This is a genomic window from Shewanella acanthi (assembly GCF_019457475.1).
GTDB classification, from domain to species: domain Bacteria; phylum Pseudomonadota; class Gammaproteobacteria; order Enterobacterales; family Shewanellaceae; genus Shewanella; species Shewanella acanthi.
On sequence record NZ_CP080413.1, the window covers coordinates 3868212 to 3890116 of the forward strand.

20 protein-coding genes are annotated in these 21905 nt (G+C 48.3%); 11 read left to right on the forward strand and 9 right to left on the reverse strand.

Features of this window, described 5'->3' with window-relative positions; all coding sequences use genetic code 11:
- Nucleotides 1-260: 260 nt before the first annotated feature.
- The 4 genes from nrfD to K0H61_RS16605 form a co-directional block, all read right to left on the reverse strand.
- Nucleotides 261-1202, reverse strand: coding sequence for a cytochrome c nitrite reductase subunit NrfD (gene nrfD, locus K0H61_RS16590; RefSeq protein ID WP_220050560.1), 942 nt, complete (start codon nucleotides 1200-1202; stop codon nucleotides 261-263).
- Nucleotides 1199-1900, reverse strand: coding sequence for a 4Fe-4S dicluster domain-containing protein (locus K0H61_RS16595; RefSeq protein ID WP_220050561.1), 702 nt, complete (start codon nucleotides 1898-1900; stop codon nucleotides 1199-1201). Before K0H61_RS16595 ends, nrfD begins: the two co-directional genes overlap by 4 nt.
- Nucleotides 1901-1904: 4 nt before the next feature.
- Nucleotides 1905-2411 (reverse strand): nitrite reductase, encoded by a 507-nt coding sequence (locus tag K0H61_RS16600; RefSeq protein WP_220050562.1) that lies wholly within the window; start codon nucleotides 2409-2411, stop codon nucleotides 1905-1907.
- A 67-nt stretch (nucleotides 2412-2478) separates the two neighbouring features.
- Entirely contained in the window at nucleotides 2479-2952 is a 474-nt protein-coding gene (locus K0H61_RS16605; protein ID WP_220050563.1) for a hypothetical protein, read from the reverse strand.
- Between the two features lie 373 nt (nucleotides 2953-3325).
- Between K0H61_RS16605 and K0H61_RS16610 the strand changes: the two genes are divergently transcribed.
- From K0H61_RS16610 to menE, 5 genes are all read left to right on the forward strand, one after another.
- Entirely contained in the window at nucleotides 3326-4294 is a 969-nt protein-coding gene (locus K0H61_RS16610) for a LysR family transcriptional regulator (RefSeq protein ID WP_220050564.1), read from the forward strand.
- A 138-nt stretch (nucleotides 4295-4432) separates the two neighbouring features.
- Nucleotides 4433-6154, forward strand: a complete 1722-nt coding sequence (gene menD, locus K0H61_RS16615; protein ID WP_220050565.1) for a 2-succinyl-5-enolpyruvyl-6-hydroxy-3-cyclohexene-1-carboxylic-acid synthase — start codon at nucleotides 4433-4435, stop codon at nucleotides 6152-6154.
- Complete coding sequence (gene menH, locus K0H61_RS16620) at nucleotides 6154-6939, forward strand: 2-succinyl-6-hydroxy-2,4-cyclohexadiene-1-carboxylate synthase (RefSeq protein WP_220050566.1); 786 nt, start codon at nucleotides 6154-6156, stop codon at nucleotides 6937-6939. Before menD ends, menH begins: the two co-directional genes overlap by 1 nt.
- 26 nt (nucleotides 6940-6965) lie before the next feature.
- Nucleotides 6966-8075, forward strand: a complete 1110-nt coding sequence (menC, locus tag K0H61_RS16625) for an o-succinylbenzoate synthase (RefSeq protein WP_220050567.1) — start codon at nucleotides 6966-6968, stop codon at nucleotides 8073-8075.
- Nucleotides 8076-8079: 4 nt separating this feature from the next.
- The gene (gene menE, locus K0H61_RS16630) at nucleotides 8080-9489 is read left to right on the forward strand and encodes an o-succinylbenzoate--CoA ligase (protein ID WP_220050568.1); all 1410 of its coding nucleotides are present in this window, start codon (nucleotides 8080-8082) and stop codon (nucleotides 9487-9489) included.
- Nucleotides 9490-9588: 99 nt separating this feature from the next.
- Here the strand turns inward: menE and rpoH are convergent, their stop codons facing one another.
- From rpoH to ftsY, 4 genes are all read right to left on the reverse strand, one after another.
- Nucleotides 9589-10446: an RNA polymerase sigma factor RpoH gene (gene rpoH / locus K0H61_RS16635; protein ID WP_220050569.1), complete on the reverse strand. Its 858-nt coding sequence runs from the start codon at nucleotides 10444-10446 to the stop codon at nucleotides 9589-9591.
- Nucleotides 10447-10675: 229 nt separating this feature from the next.
- A complete protein-coding gene (gene ftsX / locus K0H61_RS16640; RefSeq protein ID WP_220050570.1) occupies nucleotides 10676-11641 on the reverse strand; it encodes a permease-like cell division protein FtsX in 966 nt (321 codons plus the stop codon).
- Complete coding sequence (ftsE, locus tag K0H61_RS16645; protein ID WP_220050571.1) at nucleotides 11638-12339, reverse strand: cell division ATP-binding protein FtsE; 702 nt, start codon at nucleotides 12337-12339, stop codon at nucleotides 11638-11640. Before ftsE ends, ftsX begins: the two co-directional genes overlap by 4 nt.
- A gap of 3 nt (nucleotides 12340-12342) precedes the next feature.
- Nucleotides 12343-13953: a signal recognition particle-docking protein FtsY gene (ftsY, locus tag K0H61_RS16650; RefSeq protein WP_220050572.1), complete on the reverse strand. Its 1611-nt coding sequence runs from the start codon at nucleotides 13951-13953 to the stop codon at nucleotides 12343-12345.
- A gap of 216 nt (nucleotides 13954-14169) precedes the next feature.
- On the opposite strand from ftsY, the gene rsmD reads away from it, so the two are divergent.
- Together rsmD and K0H61_RS16660 are read left to right on the forward strand one after the other, a co-directional pair.
- Nucleotides 14170-14832, forward strand: coding sequence for a 16S rRNA (guanine(966)-N(2))-methyltransferase RsmD (gene rsmD / locus K0H61_RS16655; RefSeq protein ID WP_220050573.1), 663 nt, complete (start codon nucleotides 14170-14172; stop codon nucleotides 14830-14832).
- Nucleotides 14816-15091 (forward strand): DUF1145 domain-containing protein, encoded by a 276-nt coding sequence (locus K0H61_RS16660; RefSeq protein WP_220050574.1) that lies wholly within the window; start codon nucleotides 14816-14818, stop codon nucleotides 15089-15091. The genes rsmD and K0H61_RS16660 overlap by 17 nt, the downstream gene beginning before the upstream one ends.
- Before the next feature lie 66 nt (nucleotides 15092-15157).
- On the opposite strand, the gene cymA is transcribed toward K0H61_RS16660, so the two are convergent.
- Nucleotides 15158-15721: a NapC/NirT family cytochrome c CymA gene (gene cymA, locus K0H61_RS16665; RefSeq protein ID WP_220050575.1), complete on the reverse strand. Its 564-nt coding sequence runs from the start codon at nucleotides 15719-15721 to the stop codon at nucleotides 15158-15160.
- Nucleotides 15722-16301: 580 nt separating this feature from the next.
- On the opposite strand from cymA, the gene K0H61_RS16670 reads away from it, so the two are divergent.
- The 4 genes from K0H61_RS16670 (at nucleotide 16302) to K0H61_RS16685 (ending at nucleotide 21883) form a co-directional block, all read left to right on the forward strand.
- Complete coding sequence (locus tag K0H61_RS16670) at nucleotides 16302-16742, forward strand: hypothetical protein (protein ID WP_220050576.1); 441 nt, start codon at nucleotides 16302-16304, stop codon at nucleotides 16740-16742.
- A 207-nt stretch (nucleotides 16743-16949) separates the two neighbouring features.
- On the forward strand, nucleotides 16950-17210 hold the full coding sequence (locus K0H61_RS16675; protein ID WP_220050577.1) for a heavy metal-binding domain-containing protein: 261 nt from the start codon (nucleotides 16950-16952) through the stop codon (nucleotides 17208-17210).
- 21 nt (nucleotides 17211-17231) lie between these two features.
- Nucleotides 17232-18737 (forward strand): efflux RND transporter periplasmic adaptor subunit, encoded by a 1506-nt coding sequence (locus tag K0H61_RS16680; protein ID WP_220050578.1) that lies wholly within the window; start codon nucleotides 17232-17234, stop codon nucleotides 18735-18737.
- Between the two features lie 8 nt (nucleotides 18738-18745).
- Entirely contained in the window at nucleotides 18746-21883 is a 3138-nt protein-coding gene (locus K0H61_RS16685) for an efflux RND transporter permease subunit (RefSeq protein WP_220050579.1), read from the forward strand.
- The last annotated feature ends 22 nt before the right edge of the window (nucleotides 21884-21905 follow it).

Below are 21905 nucleotides of genomic sequence, written 5' to 3' on the forward strand. Positions count from 1 at the left end.
AGGCCTTGTGGAGGCAGGGCAAAAAGTATGTAAATGAAACACGTGGCTTCCCTTCCCAATAACCTCCCTGTTCGGCAGAGTGCGCCAAGAACCTCCCCATCTCAGGCTCAGCCAAACCCCTTGAGGATTGGCTCCCACGGTGGCTTCCTTAAACACCGCTTCGCCGCTCGCCGTATTCTGTTGCAGCTCCTGTAACGCTGTTTGCTTTATCCTTTCTGTCTTATGTAGTTTCGCTTGCTTTACTGACAATATTGCGCTTTCTAGGCAATCGTCATTTGACCTGTGTAGAGAATAAAATTTCGCAGTAATATCACTCCTACCAAACTTAGGCAGGCGGTGCCCGCCACATAGGACCATTTACGTTTCGAGGTGGCCGTCATAAACAGATTCATTGCCAAGGGGCCCGAGAGCCCAAGGCCCACAATCCCGAGCCAGAAAATCCAGCCCCAGAAGCCGTAACCAATGGCATTAAAGGTCGCCACCTTACTTTGGCCGCCGGAGAGTACCAATCCCATAAAGAAGGTAAAGATCAATACTATCTCGACTAAGATCAGCGGGATTTCAACCCTGTGAATAAAATGCACCTCCTTAGAATTTGGGTTTGCATTGAGTAACACGCCGCCGAGTAGGGCCGACGCTGCGCCCGATGACAGCCCGGAAGCCAAAAACAGCAGCGGTAATACCGGATTTTTCAGCATCGGATAGCCGGGCAGCGCCGATAATAAAAAGCCGGTATAAGCCCCCAACGCGACGGAGAAAATCACCAGCAAACCAGTAATAGTCGCATCGAAGCGCGTAAGCCAAGCAGTAAATTTGAGCATCCAAGGAAAACGTGTTTCACACCAAGCATCTATGGGTTGCCTAAATAACAAACCTATCCAAACGAACATAAACACTTGGTAGATAAGCAAAATCAACACCCCCATCGACATCACAGATTTTGGATTGTAGAACACAAGAATTTTCCAAAAATCGAATGGTTTAGTGAGATCCATAACTAGAATGCCCAAACCTGCCATCACAGCAACGGGGGCGACTATACAGGCCGCTTGCACAAAGCCGGACTGATAGGCGTTGTGTTTCAGCACGAAGTGTTTAAGTAGCACGGCAAAAAACATCGCTCCCGCCGAGGCACCTGCTAAAAACAAGTAGATAGCAATTGGCCAATGCCAAACTAAGGTATCGAAATGTAGGGCGCTCATATCGCCACCTCCCCGGATTTAGCCACAATACGAAACAGTTTTGGCCGTGTGCCCAGCTCTGCCTTCGCCCTTTGGGTAGGGTTGGCCTTAAGTAGCTGTACGATCTCAGAATCTGGGTCTTTTAAATTACCGAATACCAATGCTTTAGTTGGGCAGGCCGCAACACAGGCGGGCTGTTTGTCCGCCACCAAGTTAGTCTCACGGCAAAAATCGCACTTATCGGCCGCGTGGGTAACGGGATTGATAAAGCGAATTTTGTAAGGACAAGCGGCAATGCAATATTGGCAGCCTACACATTTATCGCTATTTACCGACACGATTCCCGTTGCAGGATCGCTAAATGCCGCCCCAGTTGGGCACACATTCACACAGGGCGCATCCTCACAGTGCTGACAGGACTTGCGGCTAAAGTGATAAAACTGATTGGGATATTCCCCATAGGGGCCCGTACGCTCGATAGTTAATCGCGCAACGCCCTCGGGGACATGATTGATTTCACGGCAGGCAGCTTCGCAGGCGCGGCAACCAATACATTTAGTCTCATCGTGAATAAGCGCATATTTCACGCTGGGCTGCACAGCCACCTGGCGAGCCGCCTTCTCGGTCGCCACCTTCTCGGTAGCCAATAGGGTCGCCCCAGATGCTCCCGCTAGGACTGCGCAGGCCGCCTTCAGAAAAGTTCTTTTTGACTTGTCCATAACCCTACTCCTGTTTTCCCGTATGGCAACGGCGACAAACGTCGCTTCGCGCCTTAAGGCTCAGATTTGCCATAGGTTCAGTTGGACTATGTAGTTGGTGACAGGCTGCACAGGAAAGCTTGATAGCATGAACATTATGGGTCCACTCACGTTCGCCAAGTTTGGCGGGGGAATGGCATTTCAAACAGACGTCCTGTTGCAGCGCAACGCTCGTAGGCGCTTTCTCACCAAATACCGTGAGGTTATTGTGCTTTTTAGGGTGTTCCCCCTGCTCACCGTGGCAGGTTGAACAGCTCATTTTCATCGCATCCTGGCCATGATGCCCTAACATCTGGCCGTTACGCCTGTGACACTTGATGCAAGCATCACTATTGATTTGATATGTCGCCGTGGCGCTATCCTTTTCAGAACTGTCTGCTGCTGAACTAGCTGCAGCATAGGAAGCGCTAAAACTAATCAGACACGCCACAACAGCCAAGCGTAATGACCACAGCCATTGTTGAGTAGACATAATGAGTCCTCACATCAATGAACGAGAAAGTCAGGGTTCGGAAAACTCCGAACCCAAACTGTAGTGGTCAAACGGCCAAGGCTAGCTTAAGGCTTTGCGGATCCCACTGTTTATGCTGATTCATTTCAACAAAACCCACGTTGAACTTGCTAAACAGTTTTTTCATAGGGGAGTTGCTTTGTTTACCAGAATCACTGATCACCAACTTCACGGCGGAGGAGTCATGGTCGACCAGCACATAATCGAGGCGGCATTCATGGTTTAATTCCGCATCATGCTGATCCATGTTAAATACGTTGTCGAGTGGCACGTTGACACAGACATCGTATTTTCCTTCTACAACCGTTTTTAGTGATTTAAAAAAGTTAAAACTTTCTTTATCGAATAACTCTGGCCTGAGTGTCATTTCATGATGAACGTCATCGTGATCTGCCCTAAAAAACTTAATACAGGTCATTACAAACATCACAAATACAAATGGCACCGCTACGAATAGTACAAAGTACATAAACGCATAGCTGAGAATGACTGAAGTGATCATAATAGCCTCCAATAACTAGATTATATTTTTATTATTTCCTTTAAAGCGGATTAATTATTGTAGGGAAATGACAATATTTTTATGACATAGATCACACTTAAAATCTTTCACCATATAATAATCAATAAGTTAAAAAGAAGATCACATTCGTCGAAAATATAAATGTTAAATGCAAAAATAAGATATTGATAATTCAAAAAGTGAAATTCAAATAACTAAAAAACAATTAAATTAATTTAAAAAATTTGAAAACTGCAGATTTAATTTCTAAAATTTAACTCATAAATATGAATATAGCCGAATTAATTAAAATAATTAAAAACCAATAAAAATTAACTCGCCAATATTCCGCCGTGTTTAAGGAATATAAAAAATGCATATTAACGAGATGGACAACCTTGATATTTTAAGTTTAAAAATATTAGTCGCATTATATGAAAATAAATCAGCGACCTATGTTTCTAAAGCCCTAGATATTTCTGCGCCTAAAATTAGCCGTAGCCTAAAAAACCTAAGGGAAGTGTTTGGTGACGATCTCTTTATCCGCAAAAAATACGGCCTCTTCCCCAATGAATTCGCAACCCACCTCTACCCTATAGCCAAAGCGACAGTGGAGTGCTCCGCAAAATTTAACAAGGTCGTGGCGGCTAATGCCTGCCAAGTGAAATCCCATGTGGAAATCGCTGCCCCAGGACTCATCGCCTATGCCTTCCCAAAAGCATTGATGTATGCCATTAAAGAAGAGCAAAAACAGATGCATATCAATATTATGCCCTGGTCAGTGCACACCACTAAGGATATTGTGAATGGCGATGTCACCCTCGGGGTCTGTTGCAACAAGAGTAAAGCCAATGTCGACGAATACGGCGATAAACTTACTACCATCACTCTGCAACCTATGGATAAACTGTACTTGATAGCCAGTTGCCATCACCCTATTTTTAAAAGAGAAATCACCCTAGAAACCATTGCCGAATACCCCTATGTCAACACCGAGCTTGAAATGCCCAGCACTCGCCTGTGCCCCTTCCAGCAATACTGCCTCGAGCACGGGATAGCGCTGAATACCGAAATCACCATTACTAGCATTTCCAGCCTGTTTGAATACTTAAGCGAGAGCCAGAGTCTTTCGCTGCTTCCCTATAAAATTGTGTTTGAAATGGCAGCCGATATTGCCGAATTACATACCTGCCAACTCGCTCAAACTGAAGCCGAGCGACTCTATGCCAACACACAGGCACCAACCTTGTTTATTGTGCACAAAACGCCAACCTCACAACCCAATCCCGACCTCATTTGGATTGAAGATAAGATTAAGCAGGTAGTCGATAGGATAATGTAACGAGCCTTAGGTTAGGCCCTAGGCGACTCAAGGGATTAGACCTTAGTCGCTTAAGCCATGAGTTTTGTTAAGCGAGGCATACATCTTACGCCGCAAACACGTTACACTAAGCTCATCATTATCCTAATAGATCTCACTATGCGGACAGAAAATACCGCCACGCTTAATTTGATGTGGGGCGCATTGATTCTGGAGGAATTAGCGCGTCTGGGAGTGCAACATATCTGTATGGCACCGGGGTCACGCTCGACGCCCCTCACGCTGGCTGCGGCCAAACAATCCAAGCTTAAACGTCACCTACATTTCGATGAGCGTGGATTGGGTTTTATGGCCCTTGGACTTGCCAAGGCAAGCTGCGCGCCCGTCGCAATTATTACCACCTCGGGGACGGCTGTCGCTAACTTGTATCCCGCCATTGTTGAAGCTTGGCTGACCCATGTACCGCTGATTGTATTAAGTGGCGATCGCCCGCCTGAGCTCCTCGGCTGTGGGGCAAACCAAGCCATAGTACAGCCCGCCATTTTTGCGAACTACGCAAGACAAGTAAATCTGCCAACGCCGGATCTGCACATTGCGCCGCAAACCTTGCTCACGACCATTGATGAAGCGATTGCGAATCAAACTCGCCCTGTGCATTTCAACTGCATGTACCGCGAGCCGCTTTATCCGAGTGAGCTAGATGGCGATATTCTCGATTTCGATTCGACCTACTTAAAACCGCTACAAAGCTGGCTACAGTTAGCACGTCCCTACACACAATACGGTGAGTATGCCCAGCTAAGCTCGCCTAGTGACGATGCCATCATGCGTTTCGTCCACGGCAAGGGGGTGATTGTCGCGGGCACTTTGAGCCCAGAGCAGGATCCACAGCAGCTGATTGCCCTGTCGCAAAAAATCGGCTGGCCGCTGCTGACCGATGCTCAGTCGCAGCTACGCCAACATCCCGCAGCCATTGGCAATATCGACCAACTGCTGCAACACCCTAAGGCGCGCAATCTATTGCAAGAAGCCGACCGTGTGTTGGTCTTTGGTGGCCGCTTGCTCTCAAAGCGCTTGATTAGCTACCTTGCCGAGCAAAACTGGCACAGCTACTGGCAGGTGCTACCTGAGCAGGACAGACTCGACCCAAGCCATAGCGCTAAGCACATTTGGCACGCAAAAGCGGGACAATTTGCGAACCTCAATTGGTTCCGCTCATCGTCGGCAAACTGGGCCAATACCCTAGTCAGCTACAACGAAGAATTACACCAGCTGTTTACTCGCAATATCGATCAGGGTGAATTTGGCGAAGCTCAGGTCATTCGCGCTATCGCAAACACACGCCCAGCAGAGCAACAGTTGTTTATCGGTAACAGCCTGCCAGTGCGTTTATACGATATGTATGCGCCCGTGAGTTGCTGCACCGCAACCACCTACACCAACCGCGGCGCATCGGGTATCGATGGTTTACTGGCAACCGCCTGCGGTATTGCTGCCCATCAGGGAAAACCGACCACTCTGATCATTGGCGACCTGTCCCAATTGCACGACTTAAACTCCTTGGCCATTGCCAGAACGATAAAGAGTCCGCTAGTGATCGTGATCCTCAATAATGACGGTGGCAATATTTTCAATCTGCTGCCAGTGCCAAATGAAGAGGTGCGCAGCAATTACTACCGTTTAAGTCATGGTTTAGAATTTGGCTATGCCGCAGCCATGTTTAATCTGCCTTACAATCAAGTGGATAATTTAGCTGACTTCCAAACCAGTTATCACGAAGCACTGGATTACCAAGGCGCATCGGTGATCGAAGTGACGGTTAGCCAGCACCAAGCCAGCAATCAAATCGCCGCGCTTAATCTGTGGGTGAGACAAAGCTAATGCCCTCCTTGGCCCGTTTTGGGGAAACCTCGCTGCCACCTTTAGTCCTACTGCATGGCTTTTTGGGGACTAAGGCCGATTGGCAGCCACTGCTCCCCAAACTGAGCCAAGCCTTTCACTGCATCTGCATCGATCTCCCCGGACACGGCGACAACCAGTGCGAGTTAACATCCCTTGAGTTAGATGGCTTTGCGTTCTGCGTGAATAACATAATTGACCGCCTCGACTGCTTGGGCGTAAAGCAATTTCACCTCTTCGGTTATTCCCTCGGGGGACGAATTGCACTGCACCTTGCTAAAGCTCATCCCGAGCGTTTGTTAAGTCTGGTGTTGGAATCCTGCCACCCAGGGATGCTAGAGAGTGAAGAAAAATCACAACGCAGTAAAAACGATGCGCTCTGGGCGGATAGGCTGTTAAGCCTTACTAGCAAGGATTTTTTAAACCTCTGGTATCAACAGGGGGTTTTTGCGGATTTATCAAAAGTTGAGCGTAAGCAGCTAATAACTAAGCGCGCTGCGGACTTAGACTTACACCCTAAGCACTGCCTTAAGGCTATCTATATTTCCACATCGCTCGCGCTTCAGGCATCACTTTGGCATGTCCCCACTGAACTCAATTGCAACTGTTACTACTTTACCGGCAGTCAGGATGCAAAATTTCAAGCCATTGCCGCGTTATGGCAGGCACAAGCGCCCATCATAGTGGAGCACATCGAGAATGCGGGGCACAATATTCACCAAGCGAACCCCGAGGCGTTAATCGAGCGTCTAACAACCCTGATTTAAATTAAAGATAATTTGGATTTGAACCTATGATCTTACTTTCGCTAAAGCTCTATCTGTACCAAGTGCCACTCAATGTGTCACTCCCCGTTGGCAAACAGCGAATTGATAAGCGTCACGGATTGGTGTTACATGCCGTGGTGGGTTCTAGCACTAACACTGGCGCGGAATCTTATTCACAAACCCATTCCCAAACCAATGGTCAAACCAAAGAAGCCTGGGTCGACATCGCGCCCTTAAGTGGTCTTGATATCGATGACCAACCCATAAGCGGTTTTAGCCGCGAAAGTCTATTAGAAGTGCAGCAAACCTTAACCGAGATGCTGCCCAAACTTTGCGGCCAATCGATAGATATTCTGCTGCAACAGGCCGAAGCGGTGAACTACCCTTCACTAGCATTTGGATTGAGCTTGTTGCATGCAAAGCTTGCAGGGAAACTTGATGGCGTTCGCTCCATCAGTGCCACAGTGCCGTTAATCTATCAGCCGGTAATCGAATCTGGGGATGCGCCAGCAAGCCAGCTCGAAGACAAAGTGGCTAGCCTTGGCAATGAGGTTCGCTCAGTAAAGGTGAAAGTCGCGCAAACCTCGATGGAAGATGAACTGCGCCTTATCTATGGCATTCTTAAGGTTCGCCCAGATCTAAAACTGCGCCTCGACGCTAATCGCGGTTTTAGCTTCGATGAAGCCATGGAATTTGCCGCCTGCTTGCCCATGGAATCCATTGAATATATCGAGGAGCCTTGTCAGCATCCAAAGGATAATAGCGCCCTATTCCAAGCCCTTAACATTCCCTTCGCCTTAGATGAATCACTTAACGATAGCGGCTACCATTTTGCGATGCACGAAGGGTTGACCGCGCTTATCATCAAACCCATGTTACTCGGCAGCATCGAAAAGCTTCAAAATCTTATCGATACCGCGCAGCAGTTTGGGGTGCGCTGTATCTTAAGCTCCAGCCTTGAAAGCAGCTTAGGACTCAGTGATCTAGCGAGTCTCGCCGCCATACTCACCCCAGATGAAATCCCAGGACTCGATACCCTTAGCGCATTTAGTCAGGATGTGTTAGTCCCATCAGGCAAGAGCCAATGTTTGGGATTTGAGCAGCTTGAACTTATTGCAAGTGCGCAGCAGGAATAGCACTATGACGGAGCTCAAGGCGTGCATGGTTTCACCAATTCATAGTGCCGCCGTATTAAGTTCTGAGCGTGTCGCCATCAAACTGCCCGATGAGCAGATTAGCTATAAAGATCTCAGCCAACGAGTGATGGCGCTTAGCAAACAGCTCACGGATTTGGGTGTTAATGAGGGCGAGCCACTCGCCTGTATCAGTAGCAATAATCTGGAGATGATTTGCCTCTACTGGGCCTGTATTGAGATTGGCGCCATCTTCTTTCCGATCTCACCACGTTTTCCGCAAGCGCAGATTCAAAGCCTCATCGACAGCCATAATATCCGTTATTTATGGAGTGATTCAGCGATAGCGCCTGGGCAATCGCAAGCCTTAAAGCTTAACTTTGCGGGCAGCGTTGTCGACACTCCCAAACCGCTCGATATCAATCGCCCTGCCAATGTGATTTTAACTTCGGGGTCGAGCGGCACACCAAAGGCGGCGGTGCATAGCCTGAGCAACCATATCGCCAATGCTGAAGGCTCCTTGAGTACCATTGACTTAGAGGAAGGCGATAGCTGGCTGCTGTCGCTGCCGCTGTTCCATATCGGCGGTTTAGCCATTCTTAACCGCTGCGCCCTAAAAGGGGCGACCGTGGTGATACCGCATCCAGAAAGGTCACTCACCGTGCAAATTGAGCAGGATAAGCTAACACACATATCCCTCGTTCCTGCCCAATTAGCACCGATACTCGCCGCGCCAGATGCCAATCTTCACAGCATAAAAGCGCTACTGCTTGGCGGTGGCGCCATTTCTGTCGATTTACTCACGGAGCTTAAACATCGCAATATCGCCTGCTTTACCAGCTATGGCATGACGGAGATGGGCTCGCAAATCACCACTGGGCCAGCACTTGCCGATGGCAGCAGCGGTAAGTTACTCCCTAATCGTGAGTTGAAGATTATCGATGGGGTAATTTGGGTGCGCGGCGAAACCCTGTTTATGGGGTATCTGAGCCACGATGGCATTCACAAAGAGTTAGATAACGATGGCTGGTTTTACACTAAGGATAGAGGCGAGTGGGATGCCAATGGCAATCTTAAAATCCTAGGCCGCGTCGATAACATGTTTATCTCTGGCGGCGAAAATGTGCAGCCAGAGGAGATTGAAGCTGCGCTTAAGCAGCATCCGCAAATTAATGAGGCCATTGTCTTCGCCGAACCCGATAGTCGTTTCGGTTATTTGCCAGCCGCCATTGTCCGAGGGGACATTGTTAAGCAACTCGCAGAAAAGACTGCTGAGCTCGATGATTACCTCTCGGACAAAATTGCCCGTTTTAAGCGCCCACGGCATTATTATGCTTGGCCAGAGAGTGCCACTCAAACAGGGCTTAAAATCAATCGCAGCACCATTATTGAAGCGATGAAAGCTGCCAAGACTTAGATAACAATATGCCTGAAATCACTCAAACCAATCCTTAAATCCTAGCCATAAAAAAACCTGCCGCAGCAGGTTTTCGTCTTTATCACTTGAGCACACCGCTTAAGCTTCCATACAGGCCTTAAGCTTATTCATCGCGTTCTTTTCTAACTGGCGAATACGCTCAGCGGATACTTGATAGGTCTCTGCTAATTCCTGCAGCGTCGTCTTATCATCATCTAACCAACGGGCGCGCAAAATGTGCTGGCTACGCTCGTCTAAGGTTTTGATTGCTGATAATAAACGGCCTTGGGCATTGGATTCCCAGTTATCGTTTTCGATGTTTTCAGCTAAGTCGGATGAATGGTCTTCTAGGTAATGTACAGGAGCAAAATCTTGCTCATCATCGTTATCGCTACTGAGATCGAATGATGGATCCTGCGCCGCCATACGTGACTCCATTTCGGTCACATCGGCCTTAGATACGCCTAGGTTTTCGGCCACCATTGCCACTTCATCATCGCTGAACCAGCCCAGACGAGTCTTAGCTTTACGGATATTAAAGAACAACTTACGCTGCGCTTTAGTGGTAGCCACTTTAACTATGCGCCAGTTTTTCAGCACATATTCATGAATTTCGGCTTTGATCCAGTGTACCGCGAAGGACACTAGACGCACGCCCACATCGGGATCGAAGCGTTTAACCGCTTTCATCAGACCGATATTACCTTCTTGGATAAGGTCAGCCTGTGGTAGGCCGTAACCTGAGTAGCCCTTAGCAACGTGCACAACAAAACGCAGGTGCGACATAATCAGTTGCTTCGCAGCCTGCAGATCACCCGTTTCCTGCAAACGTTTGGCTAACTCATACTCAGTCTCAGCGTCCAGCATGGTAATGCTAGTCACTGAATGGATATAAGCCTCTAAACTACTGCTACCTTGCGGGACAGTGAGTGCCATTGATTGCGTTTGAAAGGTCATTCGCGCTCCTACTTTCTTACTACTACTTATCAAATATAAGTCGATTTTACCCTTGAAGCGTTTTTAGTGTTCAAGGTTAGGCAGACGACTATCGGCTAAATGACAGAGTATGTCAACCTTAGCCCGCCGTGTGAGTTAGTTTTAACCCCGTTGAATAGACATTACAAGTGAACAAAAGTTCATCGTGTAAAACTAATATTCGTTAACCCTAAAGTTAACTCTTTATTGCCTATGAAGGCTCAATCGCCCTTAAATGTTGTCTTACCGAGAGATAGGAACCAAGCCACCCTAAGAAGGAGGCAAGGCCGACTAACTGCAGTAATTCCATCAAGGTCAGAGATTTCATTTCCAGCTGACTGCCATAGAGCCCGAGCAACTCAGCGAGTGCAGAATCCAGATACCACACCAGCAGATTAATTATAAGCCATGCCAACACGCCGCCAATCACGCCGTACCAAATCCCAGTATAAAGGAAGGGACGCTGAATAAAGGACTCGGTCGCACCGACCAACTTCATCACTTCAATCTCTGCGCGGCGGTTCATAATCGCAAGGCGAATGGTGTTGCCGATTACCAGCACTACGGCTAACACCAGCAGCGCAGCTATCGCCATCACAGTGCGCTCAAGCAACCTAACCACTGCCTGCAAACGTTCTAGCCATTCGATATCTAAGCGGCCGAAACTGATCTCAGGTTCACGCTCGAGTTTTGTAAGCAACTCGCGGGCACCAACGGGCGTCGAATAACGTTGAGTTGGGGTTACCGTAATCACCGCCGGCAATGGGTTTTTATCTAAATAGGCTAAGGCCTCACCAAAGCCTGATAGGCGTTGGAATTCCTCTAACGCTTGGTCACGATTGATATACTGCACCTTATCCACTTCGGGATAAGTGCGAATGCGAGTTAATAGACTCTGAATCGTTTGCTCACTGCGGTTTTCGTCAATAAATAATGAAATTTCCGCTGCGCTGTTCCAAGAACTGGTAATGGTCTCTGCATTCTTCACTAACACTTGCAGCGCCGCAGGTAAGCTTAAACTCACCCCAAGTACGGCCATGGTCATCAAGGAGGAAACCGGGCTACGCCACAGCTCCCCCATACTCGCCATTGCCTGCTGCACATGGCGAATAAAGAACATCACGATACGACCCGAAATTGGCAGCTTGCTGCGGGTTAATTTGGCGTTGTCGCTCATAGACTTTCACCCTGAGGCTTTGCTCGCGACTGATGTAATTCCTGTGCACCGAGCATACGCCCTTGTTTGAGGGTGAAAGTGCGGTATTTCATTCTGGCGATAAGCCCCAGATCGTGGGTCGCGATTAACACGCTTGTGCCTGCGTCGTTGAAGGTCTCGAATAGTCTTAGGATATCCATCGACAACTTAGGGTCTAAGTTACCCGTAGGTTCGTCGGCCAGCAATAACGGCGGCTTATTCACAATCGCGCGAGCAATACCAACACGTTGCTGCTCACCTCCCGATAACATAATGGGATTATGGCGTTCTTTGCCATAGAGCCCCACCATATCCAACGCAGCGGCTACACGTTTGCGGATCTCTCCATGGGAGAAACCTTCGATAACCAGCGGCAACGCCACGTTATCGAACACGCTTTTATCCATCAGCAGGTGATGGTTTTGAAAAATCATTCCGATATTACGACGAAGATATGGCACATGTTTAGGGCTGATCTTGGCAATATCGTGACCGTTAATCGCCACACGACCCGTTGTCGCACGCTCGATAACGGTAATTAACTTCAGCAGCGTACTCTTACCCGCGCCCGAATGGCCGGTTAAGAATGCCATTTCACCCTGCTGTAGGTGAAAATTCACATCCTCCAGTGCCATTTGGCCACCAGGGTAAACTTTACTGACCTGCTGAAAATCAATCATATGTTAGCTATCCGCTTTTTCCTGGGTGAACAGGGCATCAATAAATTCTTTAGCATTAAAGGTACGCAAATCATCGATTTGCTCGCCTACGCCTATATAACGTAACGGAATTTTGAACTTATCGGCAATAGCAAATACCACGCCGCCCTTAGCAGTCCCATCAAGTTTGCTGATGGTCATACCGGTCACACCTACGGCTTCTTGGAATAGCTGCGCCTGGCTAATGGCGTTTTGGCCCGTGCTTGCATCGAGCGTTAGCATCACTTCGTGCGGCGCATCGGCATCGAGCTTCTTCATGACGCGAACAACTTTCTTTAGCTCTTCCATGAGGTGCGACTTGTTCTGCAGGCGACCCGCAGTATCGGCAATCAATACATCAATCTTACGCGCCTTAGCGGCTTGGAAGGCATCAAACAGTACCGATGCGCTATCTGCACCCGTATGCTGGGCGACCACAGGAATGTCGTTACGTTGACCCCAAACCTGTAATTGCTCTACCGCTGCGGCGCGGAAGGTGTCACCCGCAGCCAACATCACGGTTTTACCCTGACGTTGATACTGCTTAGCTAACTTACCAATAGTGGTGGTTTTACCCACACCATTAACACCCACCATTAGGATCACAAATGGACCGCTGGCGTTCTCAGGCACCAATGGGATTGCCACGGGCTCGAGTGTCTTTTGCATTTCATCGCGCAGCAATTCGTAAAGGGCTTCGGCGTCCTTCAACTGTTTACGAGAAGCATGTTCGGTCAGGCTGCTAATCAAACGAGTGGTGGTTTCAACACCCACGTCGGCGATAAGCAGTTGTTCTTCCAACTCTTCAAATAAATCATCGTCGATTTTTTTACCGCGGAATAAGCCAATAAAACCGCTGCCGATATTCTCGCTGGTACGCATTAGGCCGCGCTTTAAGCGGGCAAATAGGCTTTCTTTAACCGGTTTGGCCTGCGGCTCTGGCTGTAGCTCTAGCTCGATTGATTGCGAGTTAGCCGCTTCTTCAGCTAACTTAGCTGCGGCTTGTTCCTCGGCTAAACGCTGCTCTTCAAGGCGTTGCTCTTCTGCAAGGCGTTGTTCCTCTGCAAGTTGTAGCGCTTCTGCTTCGGCTTGCTCTTGTGCCAGCTTTTCAGCAGCCTGTGCCGCTTGCTCGGCGGCTAGCTGCTCAGCCGCTAATTTCTCTGCTGCAAGTGCTTCGGCCGCAATACGCTCTGCTTCGATACGCGCCTGCTCTTTTTCAAAAGCTTGCTGTTCTTCAAATGCTTTTTGGGCCTCAATAGCCTGCTGAGCCGCGATGCGTTGCTCTTCTGCAATACGCTGCTCTTGTGCGATCCGTAGAGCTTCGGCTTGCTCCTGCGCGAGCTTTTCAGCGGCTAACGCTTGGGCTGCTTGCTCTGCTGCGATTTGCTCAGCGGCAGCACGTTCGGCTGCGATACGCTGGTCTTCTGCTAATTTGAGTGCTTCGGCCTCAGCCTGTTCTGCGGCTAATTGTTCGGCCGCAAGCCTTTCGGCTTCAACCTGTTGATCTTGCGTTGGAGTGACGGCAGCGGTTTGCGCGACAACCTCATCTTGTGATTTATCTTTACGAAACCAAGAGAAAAAACCTTTCTTTGCCATGTGTATTACCAGCGCTCTACTTCATTGATGAATTTATAGGATTAAGACCCTGACGTTATACCAGATTACCGGGGCAATTTCGCCCAAAAAGTCGGCAATTAGCTATGCTCAGTCAGCCTTCTCACCTTTTGGTGGGAGTTTGATATAAAATAGCGGCCTTTATTGAGGTGGCATAGTCTACCACTTTCTTTCTTCAGGCAAAATCACGGGGGCACTTTGGCTAATAATCGTGCACACAAAAAGCAAGCGACCCAGGGGCCAAGTGCCAATAAAAAGGGCGGCAGCGGCCAGGTAAGGATCATTGCAGGCCAATGGCGCTCACGCAAGTTGCCTATACATGACCTCGAAGGGTTACGCCCAACAACCGATAGAGTGCGCGAAACCCTGTTTAACTGGTTAGCTAGCGATATTGCCCATGCACGGGTGCTCGACTGCTTTGGTGGCAGCGGCGCACTGGCACTAGAGTCCCTGTCCCGTTATGCCAGTTTCGCCAAAATAATCGAGTTACAACGCAGCGCTGCCCAACAGCTTAAGGACAATCTAAAGACCTTAAAGTGCGACCATGCCGAAGTCGTGAATGCTGACACCCTAAGCGTTTTGCAGAACGGATGTGATAAAGGTTTCGATATCGTATTTATCGACCCGCCGTTTCGCCAAGGCTTGGCCGAAAAGACCATTCAACTGTTAGACACTAAAGGCTGGCTAAATCGCGATGCACTGATTTATGTCGAAATTGAATCTGAGCTAACTCAACTCGCCATTCCTGCAAGCTGGCAACCCTTGAAAGAAAAAACCGCGGGTCAGGTCAGCTACCGTTTATACCAGTACCAAATTGAAGTACAGCCAACTAATGGAGAAACCCATGCCATTGCTGATTAATATCGGTAAAGCCGTCACCCTCATAGCCTGGTTAATGATGGGCTTTAACATCATCGCGCCCTTCGAGGGCAATGTAGGAATAATTTTAAATATTCTGTTGGCAATGACCTGCCTTATGCACTTATTCCAAGTCGGCATTTTCCATATGATGTTTAACAAACTGCTTAAGCTTCGCAAGCAGGATTATTTGCAGGTATTTATTTTCGGAGCTTTCAGTCTTTTGGCTTACCGTAAAAAAGTGCTTACCCGCACTAAATAATCAATTTCGAAAAAACAAAAAGCCCTCATTCGAGGGCTTTTTTTTAACTCGATTTGAATGCAGACCTTATCCTTTTGGATATGGGTGAGCTACGCCTTTATGGCAGTCCACACAGGTCTTTCTCGCTTCAGGATCTTTCTTGAAGTTGTTGCTGTGCATTCTAACCGCAATACTCTTCATGGTTTCAGGCTGGTTTTCATATATACGGGTATGACAGTGTTGGCAGTTCGCAGAGTCATTGGCACGGAAATACTCTAATGCCTTGTCAGCTTGTTCTTTACGGTTTTCGTCTAACCATGCTTGGGTGTTGAAACCGTCGATGGTTAAGAACCCATATAAGTCTTTAGAAACAATGATTTTCTTGATTAAGTAATCAACTGGACCGTGCGGTAAGTGACAATCTTGACATTGAACGGTCACACCGGCACGACCACCACCATGGGCAGAAGCTAACACTTCATCCTTCAATGAATGGTTACTGTGACAGCTCATACAAAAAGCGTCTTCGCTAGTAGCGTGAAGAGTTTGCTGAGTCGCAAAGTAACCCACAACACCAATAACAATACCAATCACAATCAACGCTAAAATTGAGTATTTCGCGCTAGGTTTAAATAGTGCACGCCAGTTCATCACTCTATCTCCAAAAATTAAAAATTATTTTTTATAAGATCAGTTTAAGTCGTTTCATTTATTATAAATTTGATTTTAAGCCTAAAAATGTCGATTAATTTAAACTTAAAACCTCAAAATGAGACTTAGCTCTAACTATGGACACACCAACTTACCTAAAACCCGCTTAACCAAACTCTTAGCTAGTTTAATTAAAGCTAATGCAAACATTCAGTGTTCGCAAGTACGTAAAGACTTAGGCGTTAGCTTCACATTAAAAAGTTGCTAAAGTGAAGTCATATTTGAAGCATAAAAGTGTGACTAACATATCATTAAACCTTGCAATGCCTGTTAACTCATTAATTTGCATGATTTTCATGCACTCTCAAATTCGTCGAATCAAATGACCATTGCTTAGAACACAAATCTCACCATGTCACTTTTGCTTAAAAGTATTCACCCATTAAAAAGCATTCTACAAACTGCATTTAGTATGCATTGAGGAATTTAGCCGCTTGGCGAATTCATAAAATGTGATTTGACGCATTGCAGACGAATGCCACTATCGTTAATATCAAGTTGTTCATTTATTGGAATACTTATGCATCAATCACTTGGTCGTCTTCTTTTAGTCATCTTCACTCTACTGGCATTAGTCGGGCAGGGTGTTGTGTCTAATGGTTACGCCATGGTGACTCGCTCTATGGACATGGGAGCGATGGCGCATGAGAACGCCAATCAAGGAATGGATCACACTGCAATGATGCAGATGAACAAAGATGGCAGCACTAAACATCATGTAATAGCCAACTCCGATTGCTGTAACGATAAACCGCTTCCCGGCGCAAAACAGCATTGTTGTGATGGCAGCAAATCATGTAGCCATGATTGCGGACATTGCATGACGATTTCAGCCGCTGGCACGCTTTTCAGCCCACAACTTTGGCCGAGTGTGGGTCTGAGTGAAACCGCTATGGCCACTCCTATGCCTCATTTCCACTCTATCTCCTTAGCCTCGGCCTTTAAACCACCGATAGCCTAGACCTATTACGCCCTTTTCTGGGCGCAAAGTGACATTTCGTTAGCCAAGACTAACGCCTTAATTTGCCGTTTATTGTTAAGCCTAACAATAGGCTCAATGCTTTGCAGTAGCGCCTAAAACGTCGTATGCGACTCGTATCTGGCGTATGGATAAAAAGCTAAGCGTGCTTATGCATATTCGGCGCATAGAACCGATGGAGTGAATGATATGAAAACCTTAACTAATCTAGCCTTAATCACGATATTAATCCTGAGCAGCAATGTGTTTGCCACTGAAACACAACACAAGCATCAACACACTAATAATGCACCTGCACAACAGGCTCAAACCTATATCTGCCCAATGCACCCTGAAGTGACAGGCCAAAAAGGCGATACCTGCCCTAAATGTGGTATGAACCTCGAAGCCCAAGCAGGCGAGCATCACAAGGATGACGAGGCGATGCACAAAGAGCACGCCCACCAATAAGTTAGGCTGGAGATGAGGCATATGAACCAATTTAAAACTGTAAAACCTAATCCTAAAGCCGTGCTGCTTCTGAGCAGCCTGCTATTGAGCACCCCATGGGCTAGCTATGCCCAATTAACCGCAGAAGCAAATCCCAGCGCCAGCCAAGCGCATTCAAACCACGGCAACACCCAAGAACAGGCCAAAACCTATACCTGCCCCATGCATCCAGAGGTAGAGAGCCATGAACCGGGTCGCTGCCCAATCTGCAACATGTTTTTAGTGGAAAAAGAAGTCCCGCAGGCAAATGCAGATACCGCTCAACCTCAAGCGGAACATACCCACAGCGAGGCACAAGCCACAGCCGCCCAAGTTTTCGATAACCCAACCACTAAGGTTGAAAGCTTAGTGAAAAATCAACAGTCGGGGGCCACCATTAAATATATCTGCCCCATGCATGCCCATATCATCAGCGATGTACCCGGCACTTGTCCTATCTGTGGTATGAATCTGGAAAAGGTAGAAACCGGTGGCAATAACCAAAGCATTGACCTCCATATTTCTGGCAGTATGCAGCAAGCACTGGCATTAAAGGTCGCTACGGTCAAAAAAGATACCCTGTGGAAATTTGTCGAAACCGTGGGACAAATTGACTACGACGAAAGCCAAATCAACCATATTCACGCTAGGGTCACGGGCTGGATTGAAAAGCTGATGATCAAATCCGTTGGCGATTCAGTGAAAAAGGATCAATTGCTCTACGAGATCTATTCCCCCGACCTCATTAACGCCCAGGACGATTACCTCCTTGCCATAGACACCGCAAAATCCGCAGGTAGCGGTAGCCGTTATCAGGATTTAGTGCGTAAAGCAGGCCTGCGCCTATCACTACTCGGCATGAATGACAGACAAATTAAGCAGCTGGCAGATTCGCGCCAGACTCAATATCGTGTGCCCTTTTATGCGAAAGAAGACGGCATAGTCAAAGCGCTTGAAGTGCGAGATGGTATGTACATCCAACCTTCGACTGAGGTGATGTCGTTGGTGGATCTCTCTAAGGTGTGGGTGATTGCCGATGTGTTCGAAAACGAACAAAGCTGGATAGCCAAAGGCCAGAAAGCCGAAATATCCGTCCCTGCGATGAACATCAACGGCATTGAAGGCACTATCGACTATATCTACCCTGAACTCGACCCCGTAACCCGAAGCCTTAGGGTACGGGTGGTGCTAAACAATTCCGACATTGCTTTACGACCAAAAACCCTAGCCAAAGTCTCACTCTTTGGCGGCCCAAATAAGGATGTATTAGTTGTCCCGCAGGAAGCGCTTATCCAAACGGGTAAAGAGAACCGAGTGATTGTCAAACAAGAGGATGACAGCTTTACCGCTAAGGCCGTTACGGTCGGCATGATGAGCCAAGGTAAAGCCGAGATCATTTCAGGTCTGAGTGAAGGCGAGCGCGTGGTGACCTCAGGGCAATTCCTGCTCGACTCCGAAGCGAGTCTTAAGGGCAGCCTGATGCGCCTGAGCAGTGGTCATCAGCACTAGGAGCTAATATGTTGAAATATATAATCGAGTCCTCTCTCAGACAAAGGATCATGGTGCTAATTGTCGCCGCGATGATCACTATCTGGGGCGTGCAGGAACTGCGAAAAACACCGCTAGATGCGCTGCCAGATTTATCCGACGTGCAGGTGATTATTAAGACACCTTATCCTGGGCAAGCGCCAAAACTGGTTGAGGAACAGGTCACTTACCCACTCTCTACCGCGATGCTGGCCGTGCCCGGCGCTAAAACCGTGCGTGGCTATTCGATGTTTGGTGACTCTTATGTGTATGTCATTTTTGAGGATGGCACCGACATCTACTGGGCTCGCTCACGGGTATTGGAATATTTAAGCCAAATCAGCAGTCGTTTGCCCCAAGGCGTGCAGCCCTCGCTCGGCCCCGATGCTTCGGGTGTGGGTTGGGTATTTGAATATGCCTTAGTTGACCGCTCGGGTAATTTGGATCTCTCCCAACTGAAGAGCCTACAGGATTGGTACCTCAAGCTCGAATTGCAAAGCGTAGCAGGCGTATCCGAAGTGGCTACCGTGGGCGGTATGGAACAAACCTATCAGGTTGTACTTGAGCCCGATAAAATGGCTATCTACAAGCTCGATATCGCCGCGATAAAACAGGCCATCGACAAAGCCAACAGCGAGGCTGGCGGCTCAGTGGTTGAAATGGCCGAAGCCGAGTACATGGTTCGGGCCAAAGGTTATCGCCAAACGCTTGAGGATTTCCGTGAAATCCCCTTAGGCGTCACCAGCCCCGCAGGTACACCATTATTGCTTAAAGATGTCGCCACCATTCGTAAAGGCCCAGCCTCACGTCGCGGCATTGCCGAACTCGATGGCGAAGGCGAAGTCGTCGGCGGTATCGTGGTGATGCGTTACGGCGAAAACGCCTTAGCGACCATAGATGCGGTTAAGACCAAACTCGAAGAATTAAAGGCGGGACTGCCCGATGGAGTAGAGATCATTCCCACCTACGACCGTTCGCAACTGATCCAAAAATCCGTCGATAACCTGTTCCACAAAGTCCTCGAAGAGATGCTGGTAGTGGGCTTGGTCTGTCTGCTGTTTTTATTGCACGCCCGCTCCACCTTAGTCGCAGTCATCACCCTGCCGCTGTCGATTCTTATCGCCTTTATTGTGATGAATAAGATGGGCGTAAATGCCAACATCATGAGCCTAGGTGGCATTGCCATTGCCATTGGTGCCGTGGTCGATGGCGCGATCGTGATGATCGAGAACCAACATAAGCATTTGGAACACTTTAAGGCCGAAAACGACCGCGAACCCACCACTAAAGAGCATTGGCATATCGTGAGTCAAGCCTCGATTGAAGTGGGGCCGGCACTGTTTTTCTCACTCATTATCATCACCTTAAGCTTTGTACCTGTGTTTGCGCTTGAAGCACAGGAAGGCCGACTGTTCTCACCTTTGGCCTACACAAAAACCTTTGCAATGGCTGCGGCGGCATTGTTATCGATTACTTTAGTGCCAATTCTGATGGGCTATTTTATTCGTGGCAAAATCCCCAGCGAACGTAGTAACCCCATCAGCCGCGTGTTGATTGCCCTATATCAACCCTCGCTCAAATGGGTCCTCAATCATCCCAAAACGACACTCTGTATAGCCTTGATAGCTTTGGCGAGCGCAACTTATCCTATGACACGCATGGGCAGCGAGTTTATGCCGGAATTAGAGGAGGGGGACCTACTCTACATGCCCACGGCGCTCCCAGGAATTAGTGCAAGTAAAGCCGCCGAAGTACTGCAACAAACCGACCGTTTGATTAAGACAGTCCCCGAAGTTGCCCGAGTGTTTGGTAAAGTGGGCCGCGCCGAAACGGCCACCGATCCAGCGCCGCTGACCATGCTGGAAACGACGATTATGCTTAAGCCCCATGAAGAATGGCGCGAGGGCATGACCTTGGACGACATCATCGATCAGCTACAACAAACCGTGAAAGTACCGGGTCTGACAAACGCATGGGTTCAGCCGATTAAGACCCGTATCGACATGCTCTCGACCGGGATTAAAACGCCAGTGGGGATTAAGATCACCGGCGCCGATGTGAACGAGCTGCAATCGCTTGGCGCGAAAATCGAGGCAATCCTCAGTAAAGTGCCACACACTAAATCGGCCTATGCCGAACGCAGTGGTGGCGGTCGCTACATCGATATCAGCCCGAATCTTGATGTCGCCGCCCGCTATGGCATGACACTCCAAGATATTCAAGACGTTGTACGCTACGCCATCGGCGGCATGGATATTGGAGAGTCGGTTCAAGGCTCAGAGCGTTATCCTATCAACCTGCGCTATCCGCGGGAGCTGCGCGACAATATCGAAAAGCTGCGCGAACTGCCGGTGATCACTAAGTCGGGACACTATTTGCCACTACGCAACCTAGCCGATATTGAAATCAACGACGGCGCGCCTATGCTCAAGAGCGAGAATGGCCGCCTAATTTCCTGGGTGTTTATCGATATCGAGGGCACTTCTATCGGGGAATATATCGCCGAGGCTAAAACCGCGTTAGATGAACAACTGACAGTACCGCCGCGTTACAGCTATAGCTTTGCCGGTCAATACGAGTACATGCAGCGCGTCGATGCCAAGCTCAAACAAGTGATCCCGATGGCCTTAGGGGTGATTTTTATCCTGCTGATGATGACCTTTGGTTCTACTATGCAGGCCAGCATTATCATGCTCAGTCTGCCCTTTGCCCTTGTTGGCAGCACTTGGTTACTTTACCTGCTCGACTACAATATTTCGGTCGCCGTCGCCGTGGGGATGATAGCCCTTGCAGGGGTTGCCGCCGAATTTGGGGTCGTCATGTTGGTATATCTCAATAACGCCATCAAGCATAGACAGGATAAAAATACCTACCACACTGTCGAGGACTTAAAAGAGGCGCTGATTGAAGGCGCAGTGATGCGTATCCGCCCTAAGGCAATGACGGTGGCAACCATCTTCTTCGGCCTATTACCGATTATGTGGGGCGCAGGTTCAGGTAACGATGTGATGCAAAAAATTGCCGCGCCTATGGTGGGTGGCATGGTCACAGCGCCAATATTGTCGCTATTTGTCTTGCCTGCTCTCTATCTGATGATCTATTCCCGTGAGATAAAAAAAGCACCGTAAACCGCAAGTTACTCAAGGTTAA